25 protein-coding genes, 1 tRNA gene and 1 other annotated feature are annotated in these 22,745 nt (G+C 30.6%); of the genes, 18 read left to right on the top strand and 8 right to left on the bottom strand.

The annotated features are described in order from the left end of the window. Positions 1-85 precede the first annotated feature (85 nt). Positions 86-196 (top strand): RCKP-type rubredoxin-like domain-containing protein, encoded by a 111-nt coding sequence (locus BUB63_RS14065; protein WP_341465373.1) that lies wholly within the window; start codon positions 86-88, stop codon positions 194-196. 30 nt (positions 197-226) lie between these two features. Here BUB63_RS14065 and BUB63_RS05410 read toward each other — a convergent pair whose 3' ends face one another. The 3 genes from BUB63_RS05410 to pssA all read right to left on the bottom strand — a co-directional run bounded on the left by BUB63_RS05410 (position 227) and on the right by pssA (position 1,557). Continuing rightward, positions 227-409, bottom strand: coding sequence for a hypothetical protein (locus BUB63_RS05410; protein WP_073248292.1), 183 nt, complete (start codon positions 407-409; stop codon positions 227-229). Between the two features lie 11 nt (positions 410-420). Next, positions 421-960 (bottom strand): rubrerythrin, encoded by a 540-nt coding sequence (gene rbr / locus BUB63_RS05405; RefSeq protein ID WP_027308395.1) that lies wholly within the window; start codon positions 958-960, stop codon positions 421-423. Between the two features lie 90 nt (positions 961-1,050). Next, the gene (pssA, locus tag BUB63_RS05400; RefSeq protein WP_073248291.1) at positions 1,051-1,557 is read right to left on the bottom strand and encodes a CDP-diacylglycerol--serine O-phosphatidyltransferase; all 507 of its coding nucleotides are present in this window, start codon (positions 1,555-1,557) and stop codon (positions 1,051-1,053) included. 168 nt (positions 1,558-1,725) lie between these two features. On the opposite strand from pssA, the gene BUB63_RS05395 reads away from it, so the two are divergent. The 4 genes from BUB63_RS05395 to BUB63_RS05380 all read left to right on the top strand — a co-directional run bounded on the left by BUB63_RS05395 (position 1,726) and on the right by BUB63_RS05380 (position 4,479). Then, positions 1,726-2,382: a TVP38/TMEM64 family protein gene (locus tag BUB63_RS05395; RefSeq protein ID WP_084106541.1), complete on the top strand. Its 657-nt coding sequence runs from the start codon at positions 1,726-1,728 to the stop codon at positions 2,380-2,382. A 41-nt stretch (positions 2,383-2,423) separates the two neighbouring features. Next, positions 2,424-2,852: a CBS domain-containing protein gene (locus BUB63_RS05390; protein WP_073248287.1), complete on the top strand. Its 429-nt coding sequence runs from the start codon at positions 2,424-2,426 to the stop codon at positions 2,850-2,852. Between the two features lie 59 nt (positions 2,853-2,911). Next, the gene (locus tag BUB63_RS05385) at positions 2,912-3,784 is read left to right on the top strand and encodes a YegS/Rv2252/BmrU family lipid kinase (protein WP_073248285.1); all 873 of its coding nucleotides are present in this window, start codon (positions 2,912-2,914) and stop codon (positions 3,782-3,784) included. Between the two features lie 62 nt (positions 3,785-3,846). Beyond that, positions 3,847-4,479 (top strand): hypothetical protein, encoded by a 633-nt coding sequence (locus BUB63_RS05380; protein ID WP_073248283.1) that lies wholly within the window; start codon positions 3,847-3,849, stop codon positions 4,477-4,479. Between the two features lie 446 nt (positions 4,480-4,925). On the opposite strand, the gene BUB63_RS05375 is transcribed toward BUB63_RS05380, so the two are convergent. Together BUB63_RS05375 and BUB63_RS05370 are read right to left on the bottom strand one after the other, a co-directional pair. Then, the gene (locus BUB63_RS05375; RefSeq protein WP_073248281.1) at positions 4,926-5,555 is read right to left on the bottom strand and encodes a DedA family protein; all 630 of its coding nucleotides are present in this window, start codon (positions 5,553-5,555) and stop codon (positions 4,926-4,928) included. A gap of 3 nt (positions 5,556-5,558) precedes the next feature. Beyond that, positions 5,559-7,373 (bottom strand): YgiQ family radical SAM protein, encoded by a 1,815-nt coding sequence (locus tag BUB63_RS05370; RefSeq protein ID WP_073248279.1) that lies wholly within the window; start codon positions 7,371-7,373, stop codon positions 5,559-5,561. A gap of 120 nt (positions 7,374-7,493) precedes the next feature. Here BUB63_RS05370 and BUB63_RS05365 point away from each other — a divergent pair, with 120 nt between their 5' ends. From BUB63_RS05365 to epsC, 4 genes are all read left to right on the top strand, one after another. Then, a complete protein-coding gene (locus BUB63_RS05365; protein WP_073248277.1) occupies positions 7,494-8,531 on the top strand; it encodes a hypothetical protein in 1,038 nt (345 codons plus the stop codon). 163 nt (positions 8,532-8,694) lie between these two features. Beyond that, positions 8,695-9,330 (top strand): spore cortex-lytic enzyme, encoded by a 636-nt coding sequence (gene sleB / locus BUB63_RS05360; RefSeq protein ID WP_073248325.1) that lies wholly within the window; start codon positions 8,695-8,697, stop codon positions 9,328-9,330. Between the two features lie 90 nt (positions 9,331-9,420). Then, positions 9,421-9,660, top strand: a binding site (T-box leader). Positions 9,661-9,750: 90 nt separating this feature from the next. Continuing rightward, positions 9,751-10,668 (top strand): cysteine synthase A, encoded by a 918-nt coding sequence (gene cysK / locus BUB63_RS05355; RefSeq protein WP_027308386.1) that lies wholly within the window; start codon positions 9,751-9,753, stop codon positions 10,666-10,668. Positions 10,669-10,673: 5 nt separating this feature from the next. After that, complete coding sequence (gene epsC / locus BUB63_RS05350; RefSeq protein WP_027308385.1) at positions 10,674-11,225, top strand: serine O-acetyltransferase EpsC; 552 nt, start codon at positions 10,674-10,676, stop codon at positions 11,223-11,225. A 22-nt stretch (positions 11,226-11,247) separates the two neighbouring features. Here the strand turns inward: epsC and BUB63_RS05345 are convergent, their stop codons facing one another. Genes BUB63_RS05345 through queG form a run of 3 tightly spaced genes read right to left on the bottom strand, consistent with a single transcriptional unit; the run spans position 11,248 to position 12,884 of the window. Beyond that, entirely contained in the window at positions 11,248-11,529 is a 282-nt protein-coding gene (locus BUB63_RS05345) for a DUF503 domain-containing protein (protein WP_027308384.1), read from the bottom strand. 12 nt (positions 11,530-11,541) lie between these two features. Next, positions 11,542-11,886 (bottom strand): phage holin family protein, encoded by a 345-nt coding sequence (locus BUB63_RS05340; RefSeq protein WP_073248275.1) that lies wholly within the window; start codon positions 11,884-11,886, stop codon positions 11,542-11,544. Continuing rightward, complete coding sequence (queG, locus tag BUB63_RS05335; RefSeq protein ID WP_073248273.1) at positions 11,883-12,884, bottom strand: tRNA epoxyqueuosine(34) reductase QueG; 1,002 nt, start codon at positions 12,882-12,884, stop codon at positions 11,883-11,885. The genes BUB63_RS05340 and queG overlap by 4 nt, the downstream gene beginning before the upstream one ends. 88 nt (positions 12,885-12,972) lie before the next feature. On the opposite strand from queG, the gene nth reads away from it, so the two are divergent. From nth to BUB63_RS05290, 9 genes are all read left to right on the top strand, one after another. Beyond that, positions 12,973-13,629: an endonuclease III gene (nth, locus tag BUB63_RS05330; RefSeq protein WP_073248272.1), complete on the top strand. Its 657-nt coding sequence runs from the start codon at positions 12,973-12,975 to the stop codon at positions 13,627-13,629. Next, entirely contained in the window at positions 13,630-15,060 is a 1,431-nt protein-coding gene (locus BUB63_RS05325) for a VanW family protein (RefSeq protein WP_073248270.1), read from the top strand. Positions 15,061-15,158: 98 nt separating this feature from the next. Beyond that, positions 15,159-16,106 (top strand): AAA family ATPase, encoded by a 948-nt coding sequence (locus BUB63_RS05320; RefSeq protein ID WP_073248269.1) that lies wholly within the window; start codon positions 15,159-15,161, stop codon positions 16,104-16,106. After that, positions 16,099-17,229, top strand: coding sequence for a DUF58 domain-containing protein (locus tag BUB63_RS05315; RefSeq protein WP_073248267.1), 1,131 nt, complete (start codon positions 16,099-16,101; stop codon positions 17,227-17,229). Before BUB63_RS05320 ends, BUB63_RS05315 begins: the two co-directional genes overlap by 8 nt. After that, on the top strand, positions 17,219-19,435 hold the full coding sequence (locus BUB63_RS05310) for a transglutaminase-like domain-containing protein (RefSeq protein WP_073248265.1): 2,217 nt from the start codon (positions 17,219-17,221) through the stop codon (positions 19,433-19,435). The genes BUB63_RS05315 and BUB63_RS05310 overlap by 11 nt, the downstream gene beginning before the upstream one ends. A 26-nt stretch (positions 19,436-19,461) precedes the next feature. Further along, positions 19,462-19,546: transfer RNA gene (locus tag BUB63_RS05305), tRNA-Leu, on the top strand. Between the two features lie 438 nt (positions 19,547-19,984). Beyond that, positions 19,985-20,638, top strand: a complete 654-nt coding sequence (trmB, locus tag BUB63_RS05300) for a tRNA (guanosine(46)-N7)-methyltransferase TrmB (RefSeq protein WP_073248263.1) — start codon at positions 19,985-19,987, stop codon at positions 20,636-20,638. 10 nt (positions 20,639-20,648) lie between these two features. Next, positions 20,649-21,566, top strand: a complete 918-nt coding sequence (hprK, locus tag BUB63_RS05295; RefSeq protein WP_027308376.1) for an HPr(Ser) kinase/phosphatase — start codon at positions 20,649-20,651, stop codon at positions 21,564-21,566. A gap of 269 nt (positions 21,567-21,835) precedes the next feature. After that, on the top strand, positions 21,836-22,480 hold the full coding sequence (locus BUB63_RS05290) for a hypothetical protein (RefSeq protein WP_073248261.1): 645 nt from the start codon (positions 21,836-21,838) through the stop codon (positions 22,478-22,480). The last annotated feature ends 265 nt before the right edge of the window (positions 22,481-22,745 follow it).

Here is a 22,745-nt window from a genome sequence, read left to right as displayed (position 1 = left end):
TTGACAAATACAAAAAATGTAATTAGAATTATAATAAGAGTGGAATTTCCACTCTTATTATATTATACAAAAGGTGGGTTGTGTTATGGCTGTTTGGAAATGTACAGTATGTGGAGAAACAAAGGAAGGAAGATGTAGGCCTCAAAAGTGCCCAAAATGCGGTGCAACAAAGGAAAAATTTGAAAAGCAGCAATAAAATAAACAAAAGGTGCCCAGCACCTTTTGTTTATCTATTTGATTGCTTTAAATATTCTTCACTAAATTCCTCATCAATCATCTCATATAATTTTAATTTATTTTCATAATCATCTTCACTGCCATCAGCTCTAAAAAATCTATTGTTTTCAAATATATCCTCTTCATCTTCAAAATAGCTAATTGGTACCCAAACAATCATACAAGGACACATTACATTCACCTCTATTTATAGTTCTCACAGTAGATTTCAAAGAAGGCCCTCTTAAAGGCACATAGTGGACAAACTTCAGGTGCTTCAGTTCCTTCGTGAACATATCCACAATTCAAACACTGCCATTTAACAGGAATATCCCTCTTGAACATCTTACCTGATTTTAGATTTTCAAGTATCTTTAAAAATCTAATCTTATGATATTCTTCTGTTTCTGCAAGTTCTTTATAAAAGTCTGCTATTTCAACAAATCCTTCTTCACGAGCAACCTTCTCAAACTCTTTATAAAGTTTTTCTGCTTCAAAGGCTTCATTCATAGCACAATCTAAAAGATTTTCAGCAGTAGTTTTATTTTCCTTTAAGAAATCATCATATACTCTTCTGGCGTGTGCCTTTTCGTTGTCTGATGTTATTTCAAATATCTTTGCTATAAACTCAAAACCTTCTTTTCTTGCTTTTTCTGCATAGAATGTGTACTTATTTCTTGCTCTTGATTCTCCTGCAAATGTTTTTAATAGATTTTTTTCAGTTTTACTTCCCTTAAGATTCATTAGAATCCTCCTAAAATTTTATACTCACAGTTATATAATATGTATTATGTTTAAATAATTTTACAAAAAAAATAGGGTATTAAACCCTATTTAAAACTTCTTAATTTGCAGTTTACTAACCATTAAGTAAGCAAAAACAATAAATATAACAGTTGATATATAGCTATGAGGCTTATATAATCCAATTAGATTATCAAGTGCAACTACTGCACCTGCAACAGTTATAGGTACACCAGTAAATACATTATTGAATTTTGTTACATTAAACCTTGCAAGTCTGAAGGCACCGGCTATTGGAAATAAAAGCGTTATGATATAACCTATAAGTCCAAAATTAATTAAATATAATTGCCAACTTAATATTGCTGGTGCAGCACCAAAGGAAACAAGGTCTGCCAATGAATCAAGTTCCTTTCCAAGTTCACTTGAAACCCCTATTCTTCTTGCTATCCTACCATCATATCTATCAAGTAGAGCTGCTGACATAATCAAAATTGCTGCTAACTTTAGATTGTTGTTGAAGGTAGCCATAATAGATACCATTCCAAGGGATAGGTTAGCAAAGGTAAATAAATTAGGAATAAAATCTTTTTTCAAAACAATCACCCCAAATAAAATATTTAAGTTACATTGAAGTAAAACATAAAATGTTATACAATATTTAATGTAACTGCTTTTAGAATTTTTATTTAATTTACTAATTATATATTATAAACAAAAACAAACTTTTTTACAATAATATGAAGCAATTTTGGGGTGGTATATTTGACAAAAAAAAGATTATATAAATATATAGCTATATTTATATCATTTATAGCCATAATATACTTATTTAAAGTTAGTAAATTGCATTTTTGTTTTAATAGAGTTAGTATAAAAAGTCTAAAGAGTTTTATAGAGAGCTATGGTAAATATTCAATATTTGTTATTTTGATTATTTATGCAGTAAAACCCTTTATTATGTTATTCCCAACTTGGGTTCTTGGCGTTGTTTCAGGGATATTATATGGATGGTTTTTAGGGTATATAGTTTCACTAATTGGATGTTTTATCTCTGCAACTGTTGGATACTATGTAGCGGGATTTTTAGGTAAGGATTTTGTCCATAAAGTTACAAAGGGTAAATTGAATAAATTTGATAAAGTGTTAAAGAAGGATGGTTTTAAGATTCTATTTTTAATGAGGCTACCTGTAATTTTCCCATATGATGCTTTAAGTTTAGCCTGTGGACTTACTTCCATAAGATATAGAGATTTTATATTAGCAAGTGTACTTGGTGTTATGCCAGAGATGTTTGCATATAATTATTTTGGGAATTCCTTTAATACAAGGCATTATAGGAGTCTCCTTATTCCTATAACTATAATAATAATACTTTTGGTGGTTTCTTATATAATAAAGGATATGAAGGAGTTAGAGTAAAAAAACACCTTCTGGAAATACTAAATATGGAGGTGTTTTAAATGAAGGTAAAGGATATAATGACAAGGGAAGTTGTTACAGTAACTCCTAATACACCTGTAACAGAAGTTGCAAATTTAATGAAAAATTACAACATAGGTTCAGTTCCAGTCTGTGAAGGTAATAGAGTGGTAGGAATAATTACAGATAGGGACATAGTTTTAAGGGATGTTGCCTATGGAAAAAATCCAAGTGAAGTATTAGCAAGGGATGTTATGACAGTTGGTCTTACAACAATAAATTCAGATAAGGATATTCACGATGCTGCAAGGCTTATGGCAGAAAAGCAAATAAGAAGGCTTCCTGTTGTTGAAGATGGAAGGCTTGTTGGAATGTTGGCACTTGGAGATATTGCTGTAACAAACAGGCTTCACGATGATGCAGGTGAAGCATTAAGCGACATTTCTAAACCAAATGACATAATGTTCTAATCCCTGCAGTTGCAGGGATTAGATATTTTGAGTAGTATATAATTTGGGGGGGCGATAATATGAAAAAGGCAAGACTTATTTATAATCCATATTCTGGTGATAGATCCTTTAGAAATAGGTTAGATGCTGTAATAGATAGACTTCAATTAGCAGGATATGAAGTAACTCCATATAGAACAATGTCAATAGAAGATATATACACAAGTATGAAGAGGGCAAAGGATTATGATGTGATACTTGTTTCAGGTGGAGATGGAACAATTAATCACGTAATAAATGCAATGATTTTAAATGAAATTAATGTTCCTCTTGGAATATTCCCCTATGGAACAGCAAATGATTTTGCATCGCACTTAGGGATACCAAGAAAAATAACAGAAGCCTGTGATGTAATTGCAAAGGGTAAACTTAGTGAATTTGATTTAGGAAAGATTAATGATAGGTATTTTATAAACGTTGCAGCAGGAGGCCTTTTAACCGATGTTTCACAAAAAATTGACATAAATATAAAGAATACCCTTGGAAAAGTAGCCTATTATCTAAAGGGAATAGAACAGCTTCCAAACTTTAGAGCTATTCCAATTAAAATAACCTGCGATGGAAAAACAATAGAGGAAAATATATATTTATTTGTCATATTAAATGGTTCCAGTGCAGGAGGTTTTAAACTTGCACCAGATTCAACTGCAAATGATGAAAAACTTAATTTAATTGCAATAAAGCAGTCTAATCTTGTAGAACTATTTAATTTATTCTTAAAGATGTTAAAGGGAGAACATCTTGAGAGTAGCAATGTAATATACTTAAAAAGCAGTGAATTTAAAATAGAATGCGATGAAAACATAGAGACAGATATAGATGGAGAGGTGGGACCTCAATTTCCACTTAATGTAAGAATATCTTCTAAAAAGATAAAAATATTTACGCCTTAAGGTTATAAATAAAACAGGTCAATAATATTAATTAAATAGTAGCAATATAAAAGAGGTAAAAGGTGAAAACTCTATTTTCATTAATTTTTATATGCTGTGTTTTATGTTTATTTAATTTTTATATTCTACTAAAGAAAAAACAAAAGTATAGTGTTGTTTTAGCCCTATTATTTTTTATATCTTCCTTTAGGTATATATTAATTTATCTGTTTCTCAGCGTTAAAAAGTTAAACTATCTATTTAATCTTGGCAAATTTACTTTAATACCAGTTGTGCTTTTTACTATAGGCTTATACTGCATATATATTTTGAATAGAAAATCAGAAATCGGACTAATAGATAAGTTGCTTATGGTAGCATTTCTAATATTAGAAGCATATATAATATACATTATACCTAATAACTTTATAAAGTTTTATGGTGGATTTAAGTTCATATGCAGTAATGAATATAGGAATTATTTGATTCTTTTAGTAGCATTTTTTGCATTATTATTTATTTTTATTGCTTCAAACTATTTTAGAATAATTACTTCAGCCTATTTTAAAGCTTTAAACCTTCTCTATATTATTGGTTATTTAATCTTTTTAATTCAGGCTATTTCTATTTATGTGGGAATGGAACTTAAGACAATGACACTAATTCCAGAGGTTATTTTATTAATTGCAGCATTTTTAGATATAAGTTCAACTTGATTAAAAAGGATGTTGCTCACTACTGTAAGTGGGTAACATTTTTTTGTATATATCATAATTGAATTATGAAAAAAGCCCTAACAAGGGCTCAGGCTGTTAAAAAGTTATATGTTGATTAGCCCCATGAAGGATTTCTTAGGCATTCGTTCATTTCGCTAAGCAATTCTAAGCTTTTCTTTATTTGAAAAAGTCCTACCCTCGCGATGCCATCGTCCTGATGGCCGCTCGGCTCGGCACGTCCTGTGCCGAATTACGGACTTTTTCTACGTCTAAAGCTAAGAATTGCTAAAGCTTATGAAAGAGCCTATTGAAATCCTTTCATGGGGCTTTTTCATACTTTAGCTAACAATTAGTTTTGGCAACAGCTTGAGCCCTAATAAGAGTTTAATTTATTTGGTAAAAAAATTAATGTTAATGTAATCATTATTAGGGATAAATATTTTTGCTTATTTAACTGACCTTCTATATAGCTTTATTCTGCTTCTTATTATTAAATAGAGTAGTGATATTATAACAGTTATTCCAACGATTAGCCTATAATATTCCTTTATAGAAGCCTTAATTATTTCCATATTATCTCCTGTTAGGGCACCTGCAGAAAACAGCATTGTATTATGCAAAACATTAGCTAATAAAATAGATATAGTAGCAGGTATTAGTGGAAGTTTGAAAATACCTGCTGCAATAAATGTAAGAGAACCAAGTCCTGGAATAAACTTGTTTATTAGAATAAAAAATACACCATATTTTTTAAATAGATCCTCTAATTTGTTTATTTTATCAAGATTAAAAAATTTAATTATAAACCTATTGTTTAGTACAATGTCTGATTTCGCATAGCTTAGGTAATAAAGAAACATACTGCTTAAGAAGGAACCAGATATAGTAGAAAGAAGCATTAAGTATTTGTTAAATCCCATCCTATAGGTCAAATACCCCTGAAAAATAGTTATGGTGTCTCCTGGATATGGAGGAAAGAGTATTTGTAAACAGGAATTTAAAAAGAAGAAAAAATACGTTCCAATTAAGCTTTTATCAACGATTGATTTAACTATAATAAGAACTTGTCTTTCCATTTATCATCTACCCTTTTTGACCTTAGATTTTTTAGGTGGTATTAAGCATTTTTTACCATATCCAATTAAATCCTCTCTTCCTGCCTTAATTAAAGCCTTATATACTAAATCATAATTTTTAGGATCTCTAAATTGTAATAGGGCCCTTTGCATTTCCTTTTCTTCTTTAGATTTAGGTACATAAACCTTTTCTCCAGTTAGAGGGTTCATCTCAGTATAATACATAGCTGTTGATAGACTACCCGGTGTTGGGTAAAAATCCTGTACCTGCTCAGGATTGTATCCCATATCTCTAATATATTCAGCAAGCTCTACTGCACTTTTTAATGTACTTCCTGGATGGCTTGACATAAGATAAGGTACTAAAAACTGGTTTAGTTTAAATTTTTTATTTTTCTCAAAATATTTTTTAACAAATGCATCATATACTTTTCTATTTGGTTTTCCCATAAGGCTTAATACTTCATTACAAATATGTTCAGGTGCAACCTTAAGCTGCCCACTTATATGGTGTTTTATTAGCTCATCAAAAAATGCTTCGTTTTTATCCAGCATAAGATAATCATATCTTATTCCAGAACGTATAAATACCTTTTTTACACCCTTAATTTTTCTGATTTTTCTTAGCATATTTAAATACTCAGAGTGGTCAACCTCTAAATTTTTACAGGGAGTTGGAAAAAGGCACTGCCTATTCTTGCATACACCCTGTTCAAGTTGCTTTTTACAGGAGGGTTTTCTAAAGTTAGCAGTAGGTCCTCCTACATCGTGGATATAGCCTTTAAAATTAGGAAGCTTCGTTAATACTTCTGCCTCTTTTAGTATTGACTCTTCGCTCCTTGGTTGTATTACCCTTCCCTGATGAAAATTTAATGCGCAGAAGGAACATCCACCAAAACATCCCCTATGGGAGGTTATACTAAATTCAACCTCCTTTAATGCAGGAATACCCCCTTGTTGCTTATATATTGGATGGTAGGTTCTATTGTATGGAAGAGAATAAACAAAATCCATTTCATCTTTAGATAGTGGAAAGGAGGGTGGATTTTGAACAACATATTTGTTGTCGTGCCTTTGAACCAATGTTCTTCCCCTTATGGCATCCTGTTCTTCATACTGTATTTTAAAGGACTTTGCATATTCTTTTTTATTAGTAGATACTGCCTCAAAGCTTGGAAGTTCAATATATTCTTTTAAATTGCTTATATCAGATGTCAAATAACAGGTTCCGCGTATATCTTTAATGTCCTTGATATTTTTGCCAAATTGGATAAGATTGAGCATTTCCATAAGAGGCTTTTCTCCCATACCATATATAAGTAGGTCGGCACTACTGTCTATTAGTATTGAATTTCTAACCTTATCATCCCAATAGTCGTAGTGGGCAAATCTTCTAAGACTTGCTTCAATTCCACCTATTATTATTGGAACATCCTTATAGGCTTCCCTCAATCTATTACAGTAAACAATTACTGCTCTATCAGGTCTGTATCCTGCTTTTCCGCCGGGCGAATATGCATCATCATTTCTTCTTTTTTTATGGGCTGTATAGTGGTTTACCATTGAATCTATGTTTCCTGATGATACAAGAAAAGCAATTTTAGGTTTTCCAAGCCTCATAAAATCATCTTTACTCTTCCAATTTGGTTGAGGTATTATACCAACTGTAAAACCATAGTGTTCTATAAGCCTTGTAATTATAGCGTGGCCAAAGGAAGGATGGTCAACGTATGCGTCGCCTGAAATATATATGAAATCAAGTTGTTGAATATTTCGTTTTTTCATATCTTCTTTGCTTATGGGTAGAAAATCTGCCATATAATCACCTCTTTTTGTATTGTTTTAGTATTATAACACAAAAATAATAATATAAAAAGAAAATAGGTATTTAAATAAAAATATGATAAAATGTTAAGAGGAGTTAAAAGGGGTGGTATTTTGAAGAAAATAACGATTATATTGTCTATATTTTTAGTATTTATGTTTGTATATTATATTTATGATGTAGATATTAAGGAAGAAAGCTATAATATAATAGAAAACATAAAGTGGTGTCCAGATAATAAAAAGGTAGCACTTAAATATGAGAATGAGTATAAAATAGTCGATTTGAATGGAAATATACAGTACATAGTAGAAGAGAGCGGCATAAGATATAAAAATTATAATTGGATTTTAAAAAATGGCAAATGGATTTTTTCAGAGTTTAAGGTAGATGAAGTACCTAAAAATTTAAAGCTTACTAAAGACAAGATACAGGGAAAAGTATATGATCCAATATATAATATATCAGGAAATATTATAATAACTAAAACAATATCAAACTCAATATTATATCTTATTGCAGTAGATAAAAATACAGGTGAGTATAATACTATATTTAATTTAGAAGATGCACAGAAGATAGATGTTAATTATATAGATGAGTATAGTGCTGTAGTAAAGGTTACAGAAAATAATAGGGATAGACTTTATTTAATAAATATTGAAAAGGACTATAATGTTTACAATTTAACAGAGTTTAAAAACTTAGAGTTAGCACTAAACAAATTAAATTTAAAAGATAATGCTTTATCTATAATTACAAACTATAAATACAATGATATATACATAAATTATTTGGATATAAAAAAATTAAAGCTTGTTTATAATGATTTAAACACTAAGGATTATTATTATATTGATTATAAAGATAGGTTTAAAATAGAACTTTCAGATATATATTCGGTGGTAGTAGATGATAATTATATATATATAGTTTGTAGAACGGGAGATACATTTAAAATATTTCAGGTTGATGCAAAAAATAATGTTTATAGCAACATATATAAAAGCAACAATCTAATTGAAGATATTAGATTGGTAAATGGAGAACTATATTTTACAGAGCTTAATGTTGTAAATAATATTAGTGCCTATAAACTTTTCAAATATTCTAATGGACAGCTAAAACAGATATGTGAAAATAATAGATAAAAGTTTTAACTATGATATTTGGCAAAACCAATATATCATAGTTTTTTATTTTTTAAAATTAAGGAGTTTTTGTAATAATTTATATCGTTTCTTGGAAATAATAAGATAATGAAGGAGGGGATGTAAGTTGAAGAAGGCATTTTTAGCTGTATGGGTAGCATTTATGATGTATTTTGCATATTTTATTACAACCAGTGTAATTAATGCCCAAACCTATTCCTATGGTTCAAGAGGAGATGTAGTTAAAGAAATACAAACCAGACTAAAAAGGTGGGGCTATTATAATGGAGCAATAGACGGAATATATGGATACCAAACCTATACAGCGGTTAAAAACTTTCAAAGAAAAAATGGCCTAAGTCCTGATGGAGTTGTAGGGCCTAAAACATTAGCGGCACTTGGAATAAATGTTTCGCAAAACAAAACTCAAAGTACATCGGGGGCAGGTTCTCAAAATTTAGACCTTCTTACAAGGGTTATAAATGGTGAGGCAAGAGGAGAGCCCTATATAGGTCAAGTTGCAGTTGGAGGAGTTGTTTTAAATAGAGTTAGGGATCCAAGATTCCCTTCCACAATACCAGGAGTAGTTTATCAGCCTGGTGCCTTTACAGCAGTTGTAGATGGCCAAATAAACGCTGAAGTTGTTGATAGTTCTAAAAAGGCAGCAATTGATGCACTAAATGGATGGGATCCATCAGGTGGAGCTATATACTATTACAACCCCGAAAAGACAACAAATAAGTGGATATTATCAAGACCTGTCATCAAGGTTATTGGTAAGCATATTTTTTGTAAATAAAAATACATAAAAAAATTTAAAAATATTTATTGATTTTTTTGATGCTGTTGCATATAATATAAATAAGAAATCCGAGTAAATTAATAGGAATTAAACACGGTGAAGAGGGAAAGTAAATTATATAAAGCTTTACAGAGAGGAACTCCTTGGCTGAGAGAGTTCTAAGCAGAGTATAATTGAAGTGCCCCTTGGAGTGTTAGGCCGAAAATAGAAGTAGGCTGTTACGGGAGCTCCCGTTATAGAGATAGGGTATGTTAGTGCCTGAAGAGGAGATAGGCTTTTTTAGCCTAAGCAGAGTGGAACCGCGGAAGTAAACCTTCTGCCTCTGTATATACAGAGGTAGAAGGTTTTTTAATTTGTAAAAAAATTAATTAAGAGGTGTTATGCATCAAAAATTTTAGTTTTTTAGGAGGGGTTAAGATGATTTATAATAATATCTTTGAAACAATAGGAAGAACACCATTAGTTAAGCTAAACAATATGGTTGATGAAAATAGTGCTGAGGTTTATGTAAAGGTAGAGTTTTTCAACCCAGGTGGTAGCGTAAAGGACAGAATAGCTCTATCTATGATTGAAGAGGCTGAAAAACAAGGTCTAATAAAGAAGGGTGACACGATAATAGAACCTACAAGTGGAAATACAGGTATAGGCCTTGCAATGGTTGCAGCAGCAAAGGGATATAAATTAATTTTAGTTATGCCTGAAACAATGAGTATAGAAAGAAGAAGGATACTAAAGGCATATGGTGCAGATATTATACTAACCGAAGGTTCAAAGGGAATGAAGGGAGCAGTAGAAAAGGCAAATGAGCTTGCTAATGAAAAAGGATACTTTATGCCTATGCAGTTTGAAAACATATATAATCCAATAGCACATATGAAGACAACTGCTTTAGAAATTATAGAGGATATGAAGGGAAAAATTGATATGTTTGTGGCAGGGGTAGGCACAGGAGGAACTATCACTGGAGTTGGAGAGGTTTTAAAGGAAAGGGTAGAAAATGTAAAGATTATAGCAGTAGAGCCAAAGGATTCTCCAGTATTATCTGGAGGTAACCCAGGACCACATAAAATACAAGGTATTGGAGCAGGATTTGTTCCAAAGGTTTTAAAAAGAGAAATTATAGATGAAATAGTTACCGTATCAAATGAGGATGCTATGAAATATGCAAGGGAAATTGCCAAAAAAGAGGGTATATTAGTTGGAATATCATCAGGTGCAGCATTATATGCAGCACTTCTTAAGGCAAGGGAACTTGGAAGAGGCAAAAAAGTAGTTGTTCTTCTTCCTGATACAGGGGAGAGATATCTATCAACAGAACTTTTTAATGAGGAGTGATTATTATGTTTAGAACATTATATAGAGAGGCCAAGAATATAATGGAGAAGGACCCAGCAGCAAAGAATATGCTGGAGGTAATACTTTGCTATCCAGGTCTTTATGCAGTTCTTTTCTATAGATTGTCCCATAAACTTTATAAAAGAAGGATGTTTGTACTTGCAAGAGTCATATCACAAATAGCAAGAAACCTTACAGGCATAGAAATACATCCAGGGGCTAAAATAGGAAAGGGACTTTTTATTGACCACGGTATGGGGGTAGTTATTGGAGAGACAGCAGAGGTTGGAGATAATGTAACCATATACCACGGCGTTACCCTTGGAGGTACAGGAAAGGATAAGGGTAAGAGACATCCAACAATAGGTAACAATGTAGTTATAGGAGCAGGAGCTAAGGTATTAGGCCCAATTACTGTTGGGGACAATGTAAAGATTGGAGCTAATGCAGTTGTTTTAAAGAACGTTCCACCAAATGTTACAGTAGTTGGAATACCTGCAAGGATAGTAAGAAGTAAAGAAGAAAATATAGTATATTTAGAGGACTATGTTATATAAAAAGTCCCCGCAGGGGGACTTTTTATATTGTATTCACCACTACATCCACAATTTCTGCTCTACCATCCTTCTCAATTAAACTTATTACTGAATTAATTTGAGTATCAACTATCCTTCTATCATTAGACACAGTAGCAATACCAATCTGAGCAAGCTGCCATTTATCGTTTAAGTCAACCTCTGCACAGGATACATTAAGTGTTGTTCTAATTTTAGTTATTAGGCTTTTTATTATCTGCCTCTTTTCCTTAAGTGAAGTTGGAGAGTAGAGCATTAAAGTTATTGATGCATATCCTATAATCATAATAGTTCTCCTTTATTCAACTAATAGAAAATTAAGTATAGCACTAACGATTGATATTATAATAGATGCAACTATTGCAGAACCAAAATTAGATATATAAAAGCCCTGTGTAACTGATGCGGCAATAGAAAGCATCAATCCGTTTATCACAAATGTAAAAAGCCCAAGAGTCATCAAATTAATAGGCAGTGAGAAAAGTAGAAAAATAGGTCTAATTAGTGCATTTACTATACCAAGTATTGCTGCAGCAACAATAGCAGCTAAAAAACCTCTAATCTCTACTCCCTTTACAATTGAAGCTGTAATATATATAGATGCAGCATTTAGGATTATTTTAGTTAAAATTCCCTTTTTCATTTCTTCACCTCCAATTTTTTAATTGCATTTTTTATGTATTTTTCAAGATATTCATTTTTATTTAACCTTTTTAATATATCTAAATATTCCTTTTTTCCTGAGTTCCCCATTGCTATAATTAAGTTTCTTTGAAGTACTTTTTTTCCTCTCCATCCAGCAGAGGTAGTTTTAAAGGTTTTGTTAAACTGGCTATTAGATATATTTAAAAAATCATCTTCATTAATATTAATATTCCAATCCTCAGGTAAAAAGTCTTCAATATTTGAAATTTGTGCTTTATGATTAAAGGGACAAACATCCTGGCAGGTATCGCAACCATAAATTCTAAGTCCTAATTTTGTTTGTTCCTGTTCTGACAAATCATCCTTCTTTTGAGTGATGTATGATAAACATTTATTTGCATCAATAAAATAATCTTTCTTAATTGCACCAACAGGACAGGCTTTTAGACACTTATCACAGCTACCGCATAGAGAAGACATTGGAGTTGAAGGTTCAATATATATATTGGTTAAAATTTCTCCTAAAAAAACGTAGGAGCCGTATTTTTCAGTTATCAAGGTTGAGTTTTTACCATAGAATCCTATACCACACATATATGCAATTTCTCTATCGTGCATAGGACTTGTATCAACAAAGGAAAGGGTTTTAGCGTTGTAATTATTTTGTAAAAAGTCTTCAATAAGTTTTAATTTATTTTTTACTACAATGTGATAATCTTTTCCTAAGGAAGATTTTGAAAAATAGGGCTTAGATTTATTAATTTCTATAGTTTTATAGGGGAGTGCTATAGAAATAAAAGTTTTAGCATCCTCCATATATTCTTTTATGTTAATTCTTTTTTGAACTTCAGTTGTTTGAAATTCACAGTTATAATTTTTATGATAGCTGTAGTTTAATCTTTTTATAAAATCATCTGTATATTCAGCCCTACAAAATCCAATATATTCAACTCCAATAGACTTAGAAAATTCGATTATTTGATTTTTTATAGACAAATTATACACCATCCTTAAAAGTGTTTGTTGAAAAAAATAGCTGTTATGTTAAAATATTTTTAACATAAAATTATTTTAGGTGATTATTATGGAAAAAACAAGAGTAATTAAGATACTAAAAATTTTAGAGAATTTATATGGACATTTAGGTTGTGCACTAAATTTTACAACTCCCTTTGAACTGCTTGTGGCAACAATGCTATCTGCCCAAACAACAGATGTCACTGTAAATAAGGCAACTGAAGTTCTTTTTAAAAAGTATAATAAACCTCAGGATTTTGCTAATATATCGCAGAGTGAGCTTGAGGAATACATAAGAACCTGTGGATTTTATAAAAATAAAGCAAAGAATATAATAGCTGCAAGCAAAATGATAATTGAAATATATAATGGAGAAGTACCTGACTCATTGGAGGAACTCACTAAACTTCCAGGTGTTGGTAGAAAAACTGCAAATGTCGTATTATCCAATGCCTTTGGTAAGGATGCAATTGCAGTGGATACCCACGTCTTTAGGGTTTCAAATAGAATAGGGCTTGCTAAATCAGAGGATGTACTTGAAACCGAAGAACATCTTATGGAAAACATACCAAAGGAAATGTGGTCAAGTGCACATCATCTTCTTATTTGGCACGGTAGAAATATTTGTACTGCAAGAAATCCAAAGTGTATGGATTGCCCTATAAATGAACTTTGCGATTTTTATAATAAAAATTATCAGCTAAGTATAAAGGGGGAAAATTAGGTGAAAAAGGGATTAAGAAATGGACTTATAATATTTTTTTCTTTAACAATTCTTTTTATTGTTTCGTCAGTAATATTTCTGTTAAACAGCACAAATAAAGCATCAAATAAAATATTTGAAGGAATCTATATTAATAATGAATATGTAGGTGGTATGACTAAGGAGGAGGCAAATAAATTACTCAACGAAAAGTTCAATAGTAAAATACAAAATAGAAAAATTGATATGTTTTATGGTGATAAGAAGTATTCAATAGATTTTAAAAGGTTAAAGGCACATTATGATATTGAAAAAGCTGTTGAAGAGGCCTATTCATATGGTAAAACAGGAAATATTATAGAAAAAACAATACAAAGGTATAATTTAAAAAGAAATCCATACAACATACCACTAAATTTTGTGTCAGATACTACAATATTAGAAGGAGAAGTTAAAAAAATCGCAAAGGACATAAATAAAGAACCAATAGATGCAAAAATTAGTAGAATTTCAGGTAAATTTATTATAACCCCTGAAAAATCAGGAATTGCTGTAGATGAACCAAAGCTTATAGAATTTATAAAAAATGAGATAAAGCCAGAGGGTGAAATAGAAAAAATAGAAGTTCCAACAAAAGTAGTTGAAGCCAAAATAAAGGCAGAGGCATTGTCTAATATAACAACAAAGATTTCATCCTTTACAACATCCTTTAAGCCTTCAGACGTAAATAGAACAGGAAATATAAAAATAGCTGCAAAGTATTTAACAGGAACTGTTATTATGCCAGGGGATGTATTTTCAATGATAAAGGTATTAGGCCCAAGAAACGAAAACCAAGGATACAAGGAGGCACCAGTTATTATAAATGGAAAATTAGAACCAGGACTTGCAGGTGGAATATGCCAAGTTTCAACAACTATGTATAATGCGGCACTGCTTGGAAATTTTGAAATAGTAAAGAGAAGGCCCCACGGACTTGCTGTTGCCTATGTGGCACCAGGTAGAGATGCTACCATAGCAGGAGATTCTATAGATTTTCAATTTAAGAATAATTACAACAATCCTATATACATAGAGGCAGTTGTTGAAACTTCAACAATAACAATTAATATATATGGTGCTAATGAAAGAATAGGTCAATCTGTAGAAATAGTGTCTGAAGTTTATGAAAGAACAGAACCTAAGGTTGAGTATATAAATGACCCAAACCTACCAGAGGGACAAAAGGTAGTAGAAATAAAACCCATTGCTGGTATGAAGGTAAGAACCTACAGAAAGATATATCAAAATGGAAAGCTAATAAAGACCGAAAAGCTTGGTGACGATACCTATAAAGTATTAAATGGTAAAATTAGAGTTGGAACTAAAAAGGTAATACAGAATACACAAACACAAAATGATACAATAAATGAACAGCCCATAAATTCAGAGGAAGTAGATAATGTTAATTAAAATTTTTCCATTTTGGTGCAGTGTACCAAAATGGAAATTAATTTAAATGTCTAAAGTAAAATATTTCATTTAATGTAAAATTGTATAGGAGGGTTACAATGGGTTATAGGACAAAAGTAAATGATATTATACAAAATGTTGGAGAGGTTATTGTGGGTAAGAAGGAGGTTGTTGAAAAGGTTTTAATATGCCTTTTATCTGAAGGAAATGCTCTATTAGAGGATGTTCCGGGGGTAGGTAAAACTATGCTGATAAAGGCGTTAGCTAAGTCATTAGGATGCGATTTTAGTAGAATACAGTTTACACCGGACCTTCTTCCATCGGATATTACTGGAGTTAACATACTAAATCCTAAAACAGGAGAGTTTGAATTTAAATTTGGGCCTATAATGAGTAACATAATATTGGCGGATGAAATAAATAGAACGTCTCCTAAAACTCAATCGAGCCTACTTGAGGCAATGGAGGAGAAGCAGGTTACAGTTGATAATAAAACCTATAAACTACAGGAACCATTTATAGTTCTTGCAACTCAAAATCCAATAGAATATGAAGGTACCTTTCCACTTTTAGAGGCACAGCTTGACAGATTTATGATGAAGATTAGTATTGGTTATCCTAATGAAGATGAAGAAATAATGATATTAAGAAGATTTAAAAATAAAAATCCTCTATTTGAATTAAAAGAAGTTGTTAAAAGGGAAGAAATTTTAAAAATGCAGAGGGAAGTTAAAGAGGTTTATATAGACGATAAAATTGAAAGATACATAGTATCTTTAGTATCAAGGACAAGAAATAGGGAAGAAATAATTATAGGGGCAAGTCCAAGAGCATCTATTCATTTATTGAAGGCATCACAAGCAAAGGCATACATAAATGATAGAGATTATGTTACACCAGATGATGTAAAACAAGTTTTTATAGAGGTCATATCCCACAGGATAGCGATAAAACCAGAAATTAAACTGAGAGGTTATTCAGAGGTAAAAATACTTGGAGAAATACTAAGTGAAGTGAAAGTACCTGGAGCAAAGCTATATGTTTAAAATAAATAAATCCTCAATAGTAATTTTAGTTATTTCTGTCTGGTTAGTCGCTACCATAGGGAGTGAAGTTTTTTATAGAATATTTTATTTAATATTTTTTAGTTTGTTTTTTTCAATAATTTGGTGTATTTTAAGCAAGAGGAATATTAATGCAAATCAAAAGGTGGATAGAATCTACTGTACTACAGATGAAGAAATCAATTTACAGACAGTTGTAGAAAACAAATCTGTTTTACCAATACCCTTTGTTGAGGTTGATAAAATATTTATTTTAGAAAATGATTTTAAAAAAGAATATTTTTCCTTGATGCCTTTTGAAAAGGTTATTATGGACAATAAAATAAATTTTAAATACAGAGGTATATATAGCTTAGGCCCTATAGAGATTAAGTTATGGGATGTATTTGGAATAATCTGTTTTGAAAAAAGCGTTGATATAGGGAAAAGTATATATGTTTACCCTAAAATTCATTATATTGATAATTTAAACCTACCCAATTTTAGACCACTTGGAACCCATAAGGCTAAAAGTTCAACTAATGAGGATTACACAAGTATAAGGAATATAAGAGGATATGTTGTAGGAGATAATTTAAAAAGAGTACATTGGAAACTATCCGCAAAGCGTGGAGAACTTCAGATAAAGGAATACGATATATCAGGAACAAATTCTGTAAATATTATACTTGATATGACAGAGGTTTATAAAAGTTTTGATTTAGAGGAAACTGCAGCGGAGGTATGTATTTCTATTGTAGAGTATCTATTAAGGAATAGGGTAGAGACAACACTTTATGTAGTTTCTAACAAACTTTATTCTTCAGATGGAAAAAATATAAATGATTTCAAAAAGTTAAGTAATTTAATTGCAACTGTTAGAGCAGAGGGTAGTATAGATGTTATTGATGTAGTAAAAGACAGAATAAAATTAAACAAACACAGCACAATTTTATATATAACTGGTAGTATTTCAAGTGAAAAGCTGAATAGATTAAATAAAATAAAGGAATATATAAATAATTTCTATATAGTAAGCTGTGATGATACAGAGGAAAAACATAGCGATATAGTTTATATAGTAAATTCTATTGATATAAAGGGGGGATTTATGTATGAAAAATAAACCCCTTGAGTTTATATGGTACAATTTTATACAATCAATTCTTTTTATAATAATAATATTGAACCTTCAAAATTTATTTAAGGTGAAGATTTTTTCTTATTTATTGATTTTTATATATGTTTTTATTCTTGTCTGTCTGTTTATCTCAATTAGATATAGGATATTTAATTTAGCTATAATATTACTTTTTATACATCCTGCAATTAAAAATGGAGTTATTGAATTATATAAGGGTTTTGTTCCTTTTGTTCAAAGTTTGATAGAAAATGGTGGGCTTATAGAAACTTATAATGGATATTTTATAGGCCTTGTAACAATATTATTTATTCCAAGCTATATAGTCGTTTACTATCTTATAAAAAACAAAAAAAGTTCAATATTTTTATTTGTTGTAGGATTATTTGTCTTTTATGGCTTATATTATTATGATTTAGTTAATATCAACAGGGCAGTTATATATTTTACAGCTCTTTTAATGCTATATGGATATAATAATTTCAGCAAAAATACCAAAACAATAGACAATAATTTTAAATTCCAAAGAGGTTATTTTGTTAGGTGGTTAACGCTTATAATTATATTTATTATGGCAACAAACCTATTTATCAAATTGCTTCCCTTTAAAAATGAACCTTACATATATATAGATGAATTGGATTTTGAATCGGGTTCAATAGTAAATAGAGTTTTAAATTTTGAACAGAAGAGTTTTTCTCTATCAATGACAGGTTATCAAAGGGATGATAAAAAATTAGGAGGACCTATAGAGGATGATAATTCAAAGGCCTTTATTGTAAAGTCACAATCCACCTTAGGAGAAGTTCACTTAAGAGGTACAGTAAAGACAACCTATAATGGAAGTATGTGGACTAAAATAGATAATAATAAATTAGAGATAAAAAATGCAGTTCCTGATGTTAATGGTTTAAAGGAAGTAAATATATTTGAAGGAGATAAGCTAAAAAACATAAATCTTGAAATAATCCCCAAATATATAAACACAAAGACAATATTTACTCCACTTTATCTACAAAGCATTAATATAAGCTCCAATAGACAGCTTTCTATTGATGGAGAATGGGAAGTTTTAGCAGATAAAAATTTGTTTTCAAAGGATACCTATAATTTAATTTCTATTTATTATGATTATAATAATATAGAATATTTATTGAAGAATAGTTTGAATAAAAAATATGATATAAGACAGTTTTCTATCTACTTAAATGTTCCAAATTCAGTTCCTCAAAGAGTGTATAGCTTAACTGAAGAAATCGTTAGACAACATAAAGATAAAAGTAATCTTGTAAAGGCAGCATTAATAGAAAGATATTTAAAATCTAATTTTCAGTATGATAAAAATGTTAGTGTTGTACCCGATGATAGAGATTTTGTGGACTACTTTTTATTTGATGAAAAAAGGGGATACTGTACCTACTATGCAAGTGCTATGGCAGTAATGTGTAGAATTGCAAATATACCTACAAGATACGTAGAGGGCTTTACAGTCAATGTAACTAAGGGAGAAAATATTGTCTATAACAAAAATGCACACGCCTGGGTTGAGGTTTATACAGAGGAATTGGGTTGGGTTACCTTTGATGCAACTCCAGGACACGTGAGTATTTCAGATTTTCTACCACAATCTCTCTTTTTAGAGGAAGATAAGAATGGTAAAGAAAAAGAGGATAAAGAAATTAAACCTATAGAGCAAAAGGATAAATCAAAAGAGAAGGAAGATGTTAAAGATAAAGAACAATGGGATAAGAAAGAAGCAGCAAAAGAGAAAATAAATAATCCAATTTATGTATATGTTATAGCTATTTTAATTTTACTGTATTTATGTATCTATTTATTTGTATTCTTTAAAATAGATAGGCTAAGTAAAATATTAAATACTATTGTATTTTATGGTAAGCTAAATGGCATAAAATATTCAAGGGATATGACATTGAGGGAATATATCGAAAAAATAGAAGGACAGCTTCAAATTGATTTAAACAAGATAAAGGATATTCTTGATGCCTATTACTATGGAGGTAGGAAACTGAGTGAACACGATTTTAATCTTTTAAAGAGGAAACAAAAGCTAATTTCAAAAAAGATAAGGGAAAGGGGTAAAATTAAATATTATTTCAGAAAAACCATATACATTTTATCACAACCATTTTACTATATATTTGCATATATTAGAAAAAATGTAATATAATAATTTTAGAATTATATAACTTAAAGGCGGGTGTGGCGAAACTGGCAGACGCACTGGATTCAGGTTCCAGCGTTTAATAACGTGCAGGTTCGAGTCCTGTCACCCGCACCAAAAAAGTATTTATGCTATGAAAAGAAAACTTTTCATAGTATTTTTTATTCAACAATCTGGTAAAAATAAATTTTGTCAGATTTTTGATAAACCCAATAGTTAGCTAAAGTATGAAAAAGCCCCATGAAAGGATTTCAATAGGCTCTTTCATGAGCTTTAGCAATTCTTGCTTTTCGATTTTGAAAAAAGTCCGTAATTCGGCACAGGACGTGCCGAGCCGAGCGGCCATCAGGACGATGGCATCGCGAGGGTAGGACTTTTTCAAACAAAGAAAAGCTTAGAATTGCTTGGCGAAATGAAGCAATGCCTAAGAAATCCTTCATGGGGCTAACTTATTCAACAGACTGGCAAAAATAAATTTTTGTTTCAATACACTAAAAAATAATTTTTTGATATAATAAAAATGCATATTTAACTACAAAAACATAGGAGGACTATATGAGATTAAGAAGGAAGCCGTGGGCAAGACCTGAACTTGAGGCCTGCAGATTTGTAGTAACAAATCCATATCAATATAAAGGTAAATGGAAGGAATTTTTTAAAAATGATAATGAAATATATTTAGAGTTAGGTTGTGGGCGTGGAAAATTCATCGCAGAAAATGCAGTAAAGATAAAGGACAAAAATTTTGTTGGGATAGACATAAAGGATGAGGTGCTTGTATATGCCAAAAGAAAAGTAGAGGAAGTTTTTAATGAGAATAATAAAGAAATAGATAATGTTGCACTGATTCCAATGGAAATTGCCTTTATTGAAAACGTGTTTGATAAAGATGAGGTTTCAAGGATATATTTAAATTTTTCAACACCTTGGCCTAAAAAAAGACATAATAAAAGAAGATTAACCTATGTAACCTTTCTTGAAAGGTATAAAAAGTTTTTAAAGAAGGGGAGCGAGATATGGTTTAAGACGGATCAAGAGGGCTTTTTTAATGATTCAATTGAATACTTTAAAGAGGCAGGATTTGATATTGAATATTTAACCTATGATTTACATAATAGCGATTTTAAAGAAAACATTATGACAGAATACGAAACCAAATTTTCAAAAATGGGAATGAAAATAATGTTTTTAATTGCAAGATTGAAGTAGGAGGATTACTATGTCAATTACAATAAAGAAGTTTATTGAGGACTTAAATTTAGAGGTATTAGTTGAGGGAAATGAGGATAGAGAGATAAACTGCAATGATATAATAAGACCAGGGCTACAGTTTGTTGGGTATTATGATTATTTCGTAAATACAAGAATACAAATAGTAGGGAATGCTGAATGGCATTATCTAAATAATCTTGAACCTTCTGTGAGGAGAGAGAGGTTAGAAAAATATTTTCAATACGATCTACCCTGTGTAATATTTGCAAGAAATCTACAACCACATAGGGAGTTTATGGAACTTGCAAAGGAAAAGAAAATATGGGTTTTAAGAAGTACAAGATTAACAACAAGGCTTGTTAATAAGGTAATAAACTATTTAGATAGAGCACTTGCTAAAACAACTACAATGCATGGAGTTTTAGTGGATGTTTATGGAATAGGAATTTTGATTACAGGAGAAAGTGGCATAGGAAAAAGTGAGGCAGCACTTGAACTAATTAAAAGGGGACATATGCTTATAAGTGACGATGCTGTTGAAATTAAATTAGTAGATGGGGTTTTATATGGTAAAAGTCCCTACATAACTTCAGGTATGCTTGAGGTTAGAGGGCTTGGAATAATAAACATACAGTCTTTATATGGTTTAAGTTCGGTATTAGAAGAAAAGACTGTTGACTTAGTAATCCACTTAGAGAAGTGGAGAGATGAGGACGATTTTGATAGAATTGGTACTCCAGAATATATAAATATTTTAAATATACCAGTAAGAAGGCTCAGAATGCCTGTAAAACCAGGAAGAAATTTAGCAGTAATAATAGAGGCAGCAGCAGCTAATTTTAGATATGGAAGAATGATGCTGGAGGCACCTATTGACACTATAAATAGAAGAATAGATGATGTTATGAAGGGTAAGATAGAATAGTAAAATTGAGCAAGCTGTTGAAAAAGTTATATGTTGATTAGCCCCATGAAGGATTTCTTAGGCATCGGCTCATTTCGCTAAAGCTTATGAAAGAGCCTATTGAAATCCTTTCATGGGGCTTTTGCATACTTTAGCTAATAAGTAGGTTTGTCAACAATCTGATGAGGGTAATATATTCATTTTTATATTTGATTAATTTTAGAAGGAGTTTTTATTGAATTATAGAATATATTAAATAAAACCATTTAGCTTTAAGGGGGACGGCTAAATTGAAGAGGCTATTTGAGAGTCTACTTGCAGGCATTATTTTATTTAGTATATTAATTACCTTTTTTAGGTATGGACATAAGGTTTTAGAGAGAAAAAGTACATATATAGACTTAAAGGAAAATTGGCAGGTCACATTTGACGGTATAAATTATATTACTCAGGATATACACATAAGAAGTGTTTTAGGGGAAAAGGAGAAACAAGATAAAATTGTTAAGTTTAGCAGGAGTTTTTATTTAACAGATAGCCTAAAAAATGAAAATTTAGCGTTATCAATAGGAGGCATACCCTTAGGACATAAGGTTTATATTAATGGCCATTTAATAGGAGAGTCTCCCTTTGATGATTTTATTTATAACGATTGGAATGCACGATATACCTATTTTATACCAATGGAGTTTATTAATTTAAACGGAGAAAATAAGATAGATATCTATATGAAATCTTCCTATGAATATGGATCGAGCCAAGAAATTTTTATAGGAAAAGCAAATGACTTAATAAAGAAGGATAAATTTATGAACAGCTACTTTATGTCCATATATTTTTCATTGGCCCTAATAAATTTTATAGTCGCTGCATATTTTGTAAATATGTATAGGTTAAATAAATTTAACCTGAATTATTCACCAACCAAAAATTAAACTGAAAAATATTTATAAGAAATCTTAGTATAATTGTTATATGAATAAAATTTTCATAAATTACAGATATTTACATTAAAGAAGAATAGATTTCACCTATAGTATAAAATTTTACTTTTTGAACTTATCAAAGAACAATAATAAAAGAATTTCATTCTAACTTGTGAATATTTGCTACAATCTCATAAAAATCATTTTTATATGCGTAGCTACTGCAAAGCTTAAATATTATGTAGCGACTACTTCTTACTATTCTTGAGGCTAT

Source organism: Caloramator proteoclasticus DSM 10124 (genome assembly GCF_900129265.1).
Classification (GTDB): Bacteria; Bacillota; Clostridia; order Clostridiales; family Caloramatoraceae; genus Thermobrachium; species Thermobrachium proteoclasticum.
Note: the sequence above shows the minus strand (reverse complement) of the source record. Positions and strands in the feature narration are given on the sequence as shown.

Bases quoted from the DNA above. Each gene is read 5' to 3' on its own strand.
- BUB63_RS14065 (WP_341465373.1), top strand. From the start codon at position 86: ATGGCTGTTTGGAAATGTACAGTATGTGGAGAAACAAAGGAAGGAAGA.
- BUB63_RS05410 (WP_073248292.1), bottom strand. From the start codon at position 409: ATGTGTCCTTGTATGATTGTTTGGGTACCAATTAGCTATTTTGAAGAT.
- rbr (WP_027308395.1), bottom strand. From the start codon at position 960: ATGAATCTTAAGGGAAGTAAAACTGAAAAAAATCTATTAAAAACATTT.
- BUB63_RS05390 (WP_073248287.1), top strand. From the start codon at position 2,424: ATGAAGGTAAAGGATATAATGACAAGGGAAGTTGTTACAGTAACTCCT.
- BUB63_RS05385 (WP_073248285.1), top strand. From the start codon at position 2,912: ATGAAAAAGGCAAGACTTATTTATAATCCATATTCTGGTGATAGATCC.
- BUB63_RS05375 (WP_073248281.1), bottom strand. From the start codon at position 5,555: ATGGAAAGACAAGTTCTTATTATAGTTAAATCAATCGTTGATAAAAGC.
- BUB63_RS05370 (WP_073248279.1), bottom strand. From the start codon at position 7,373: ATGGCAGATTTTCTACCCATAAGCAAAGAAGATATGAAAAAACGAAAT.
- sleB (WP_073248325.1), top strand. From the start codon at position 8,695: ATGATGTATTTTGCATATTTTATTACAACCAGTGTAATTAATGCCCAA.
- cysK (WP_027308386.1), top strand. From the start codon at position 9,751: ATGATTTATAATAATATCTTTGAAACAATAGGAAGAACACCATTAGTT.
- epsC (WP_027308385.1), top strand. From the start codon at position 10,674: ATGTTTAGAACATTATATAGAGAGGCCAAGAATATAATGGAGAAGGAC.
- BUB63_RS05345 (WP_027308384.1), bottom strand. From the start codon at position 11,529: ATGATTATAGGATATGCATCAATAACTTTAATGCTCTACTCTCCAACT.
- BUB63_RS05340 (WP_073248275.1), bottom strand. From the start codon at position 11,886: ATGAAAAAGGGAATTTTAACTAAAATAATCCTAAATGCTGCATCTATA.
- nth (WP_073248272.1), top strand. From the start codon at position 12,973: ATGGAAAAAACAAGAGTAATTAAGATACTAAAAATTTTAGAGAATTTA.
- BUB63_RS05320 (WP_073248269.1), top strand. From the start codon at position 15,159: ATGGGTTATAGGACAAAAGTAAATGATATTATACAAAATGTTGGAGAG.
- BUB63_RS05315 (WP_073248267.1), top strand. From the start codon at position 16,099: ATGTTTAAAATAAATAAATCCTCAATAGTAATTTTAGTTATTTCTGTC.
- BUB63_RS05310 (WP_073248265.1), top strand. From the start codon at position 17,219: ATGAAAAATAAACCCCTTGAGTTTATATGGTACAATTTTATACAATCA.
- trmB (WP_073248263.1), top strand. From the start codon at position 19,985: ATGAGATTAAGAAGGAAGCCGTGGGCAAGACCTGAACTTGAGGCCTGC.
- hprK (WP_027308376.1), top strand. From the start codon at position 20,649: ATGTCAATTACAATAAAGAAGTTTATTGAGGACTTAAATTTAGAGGTA.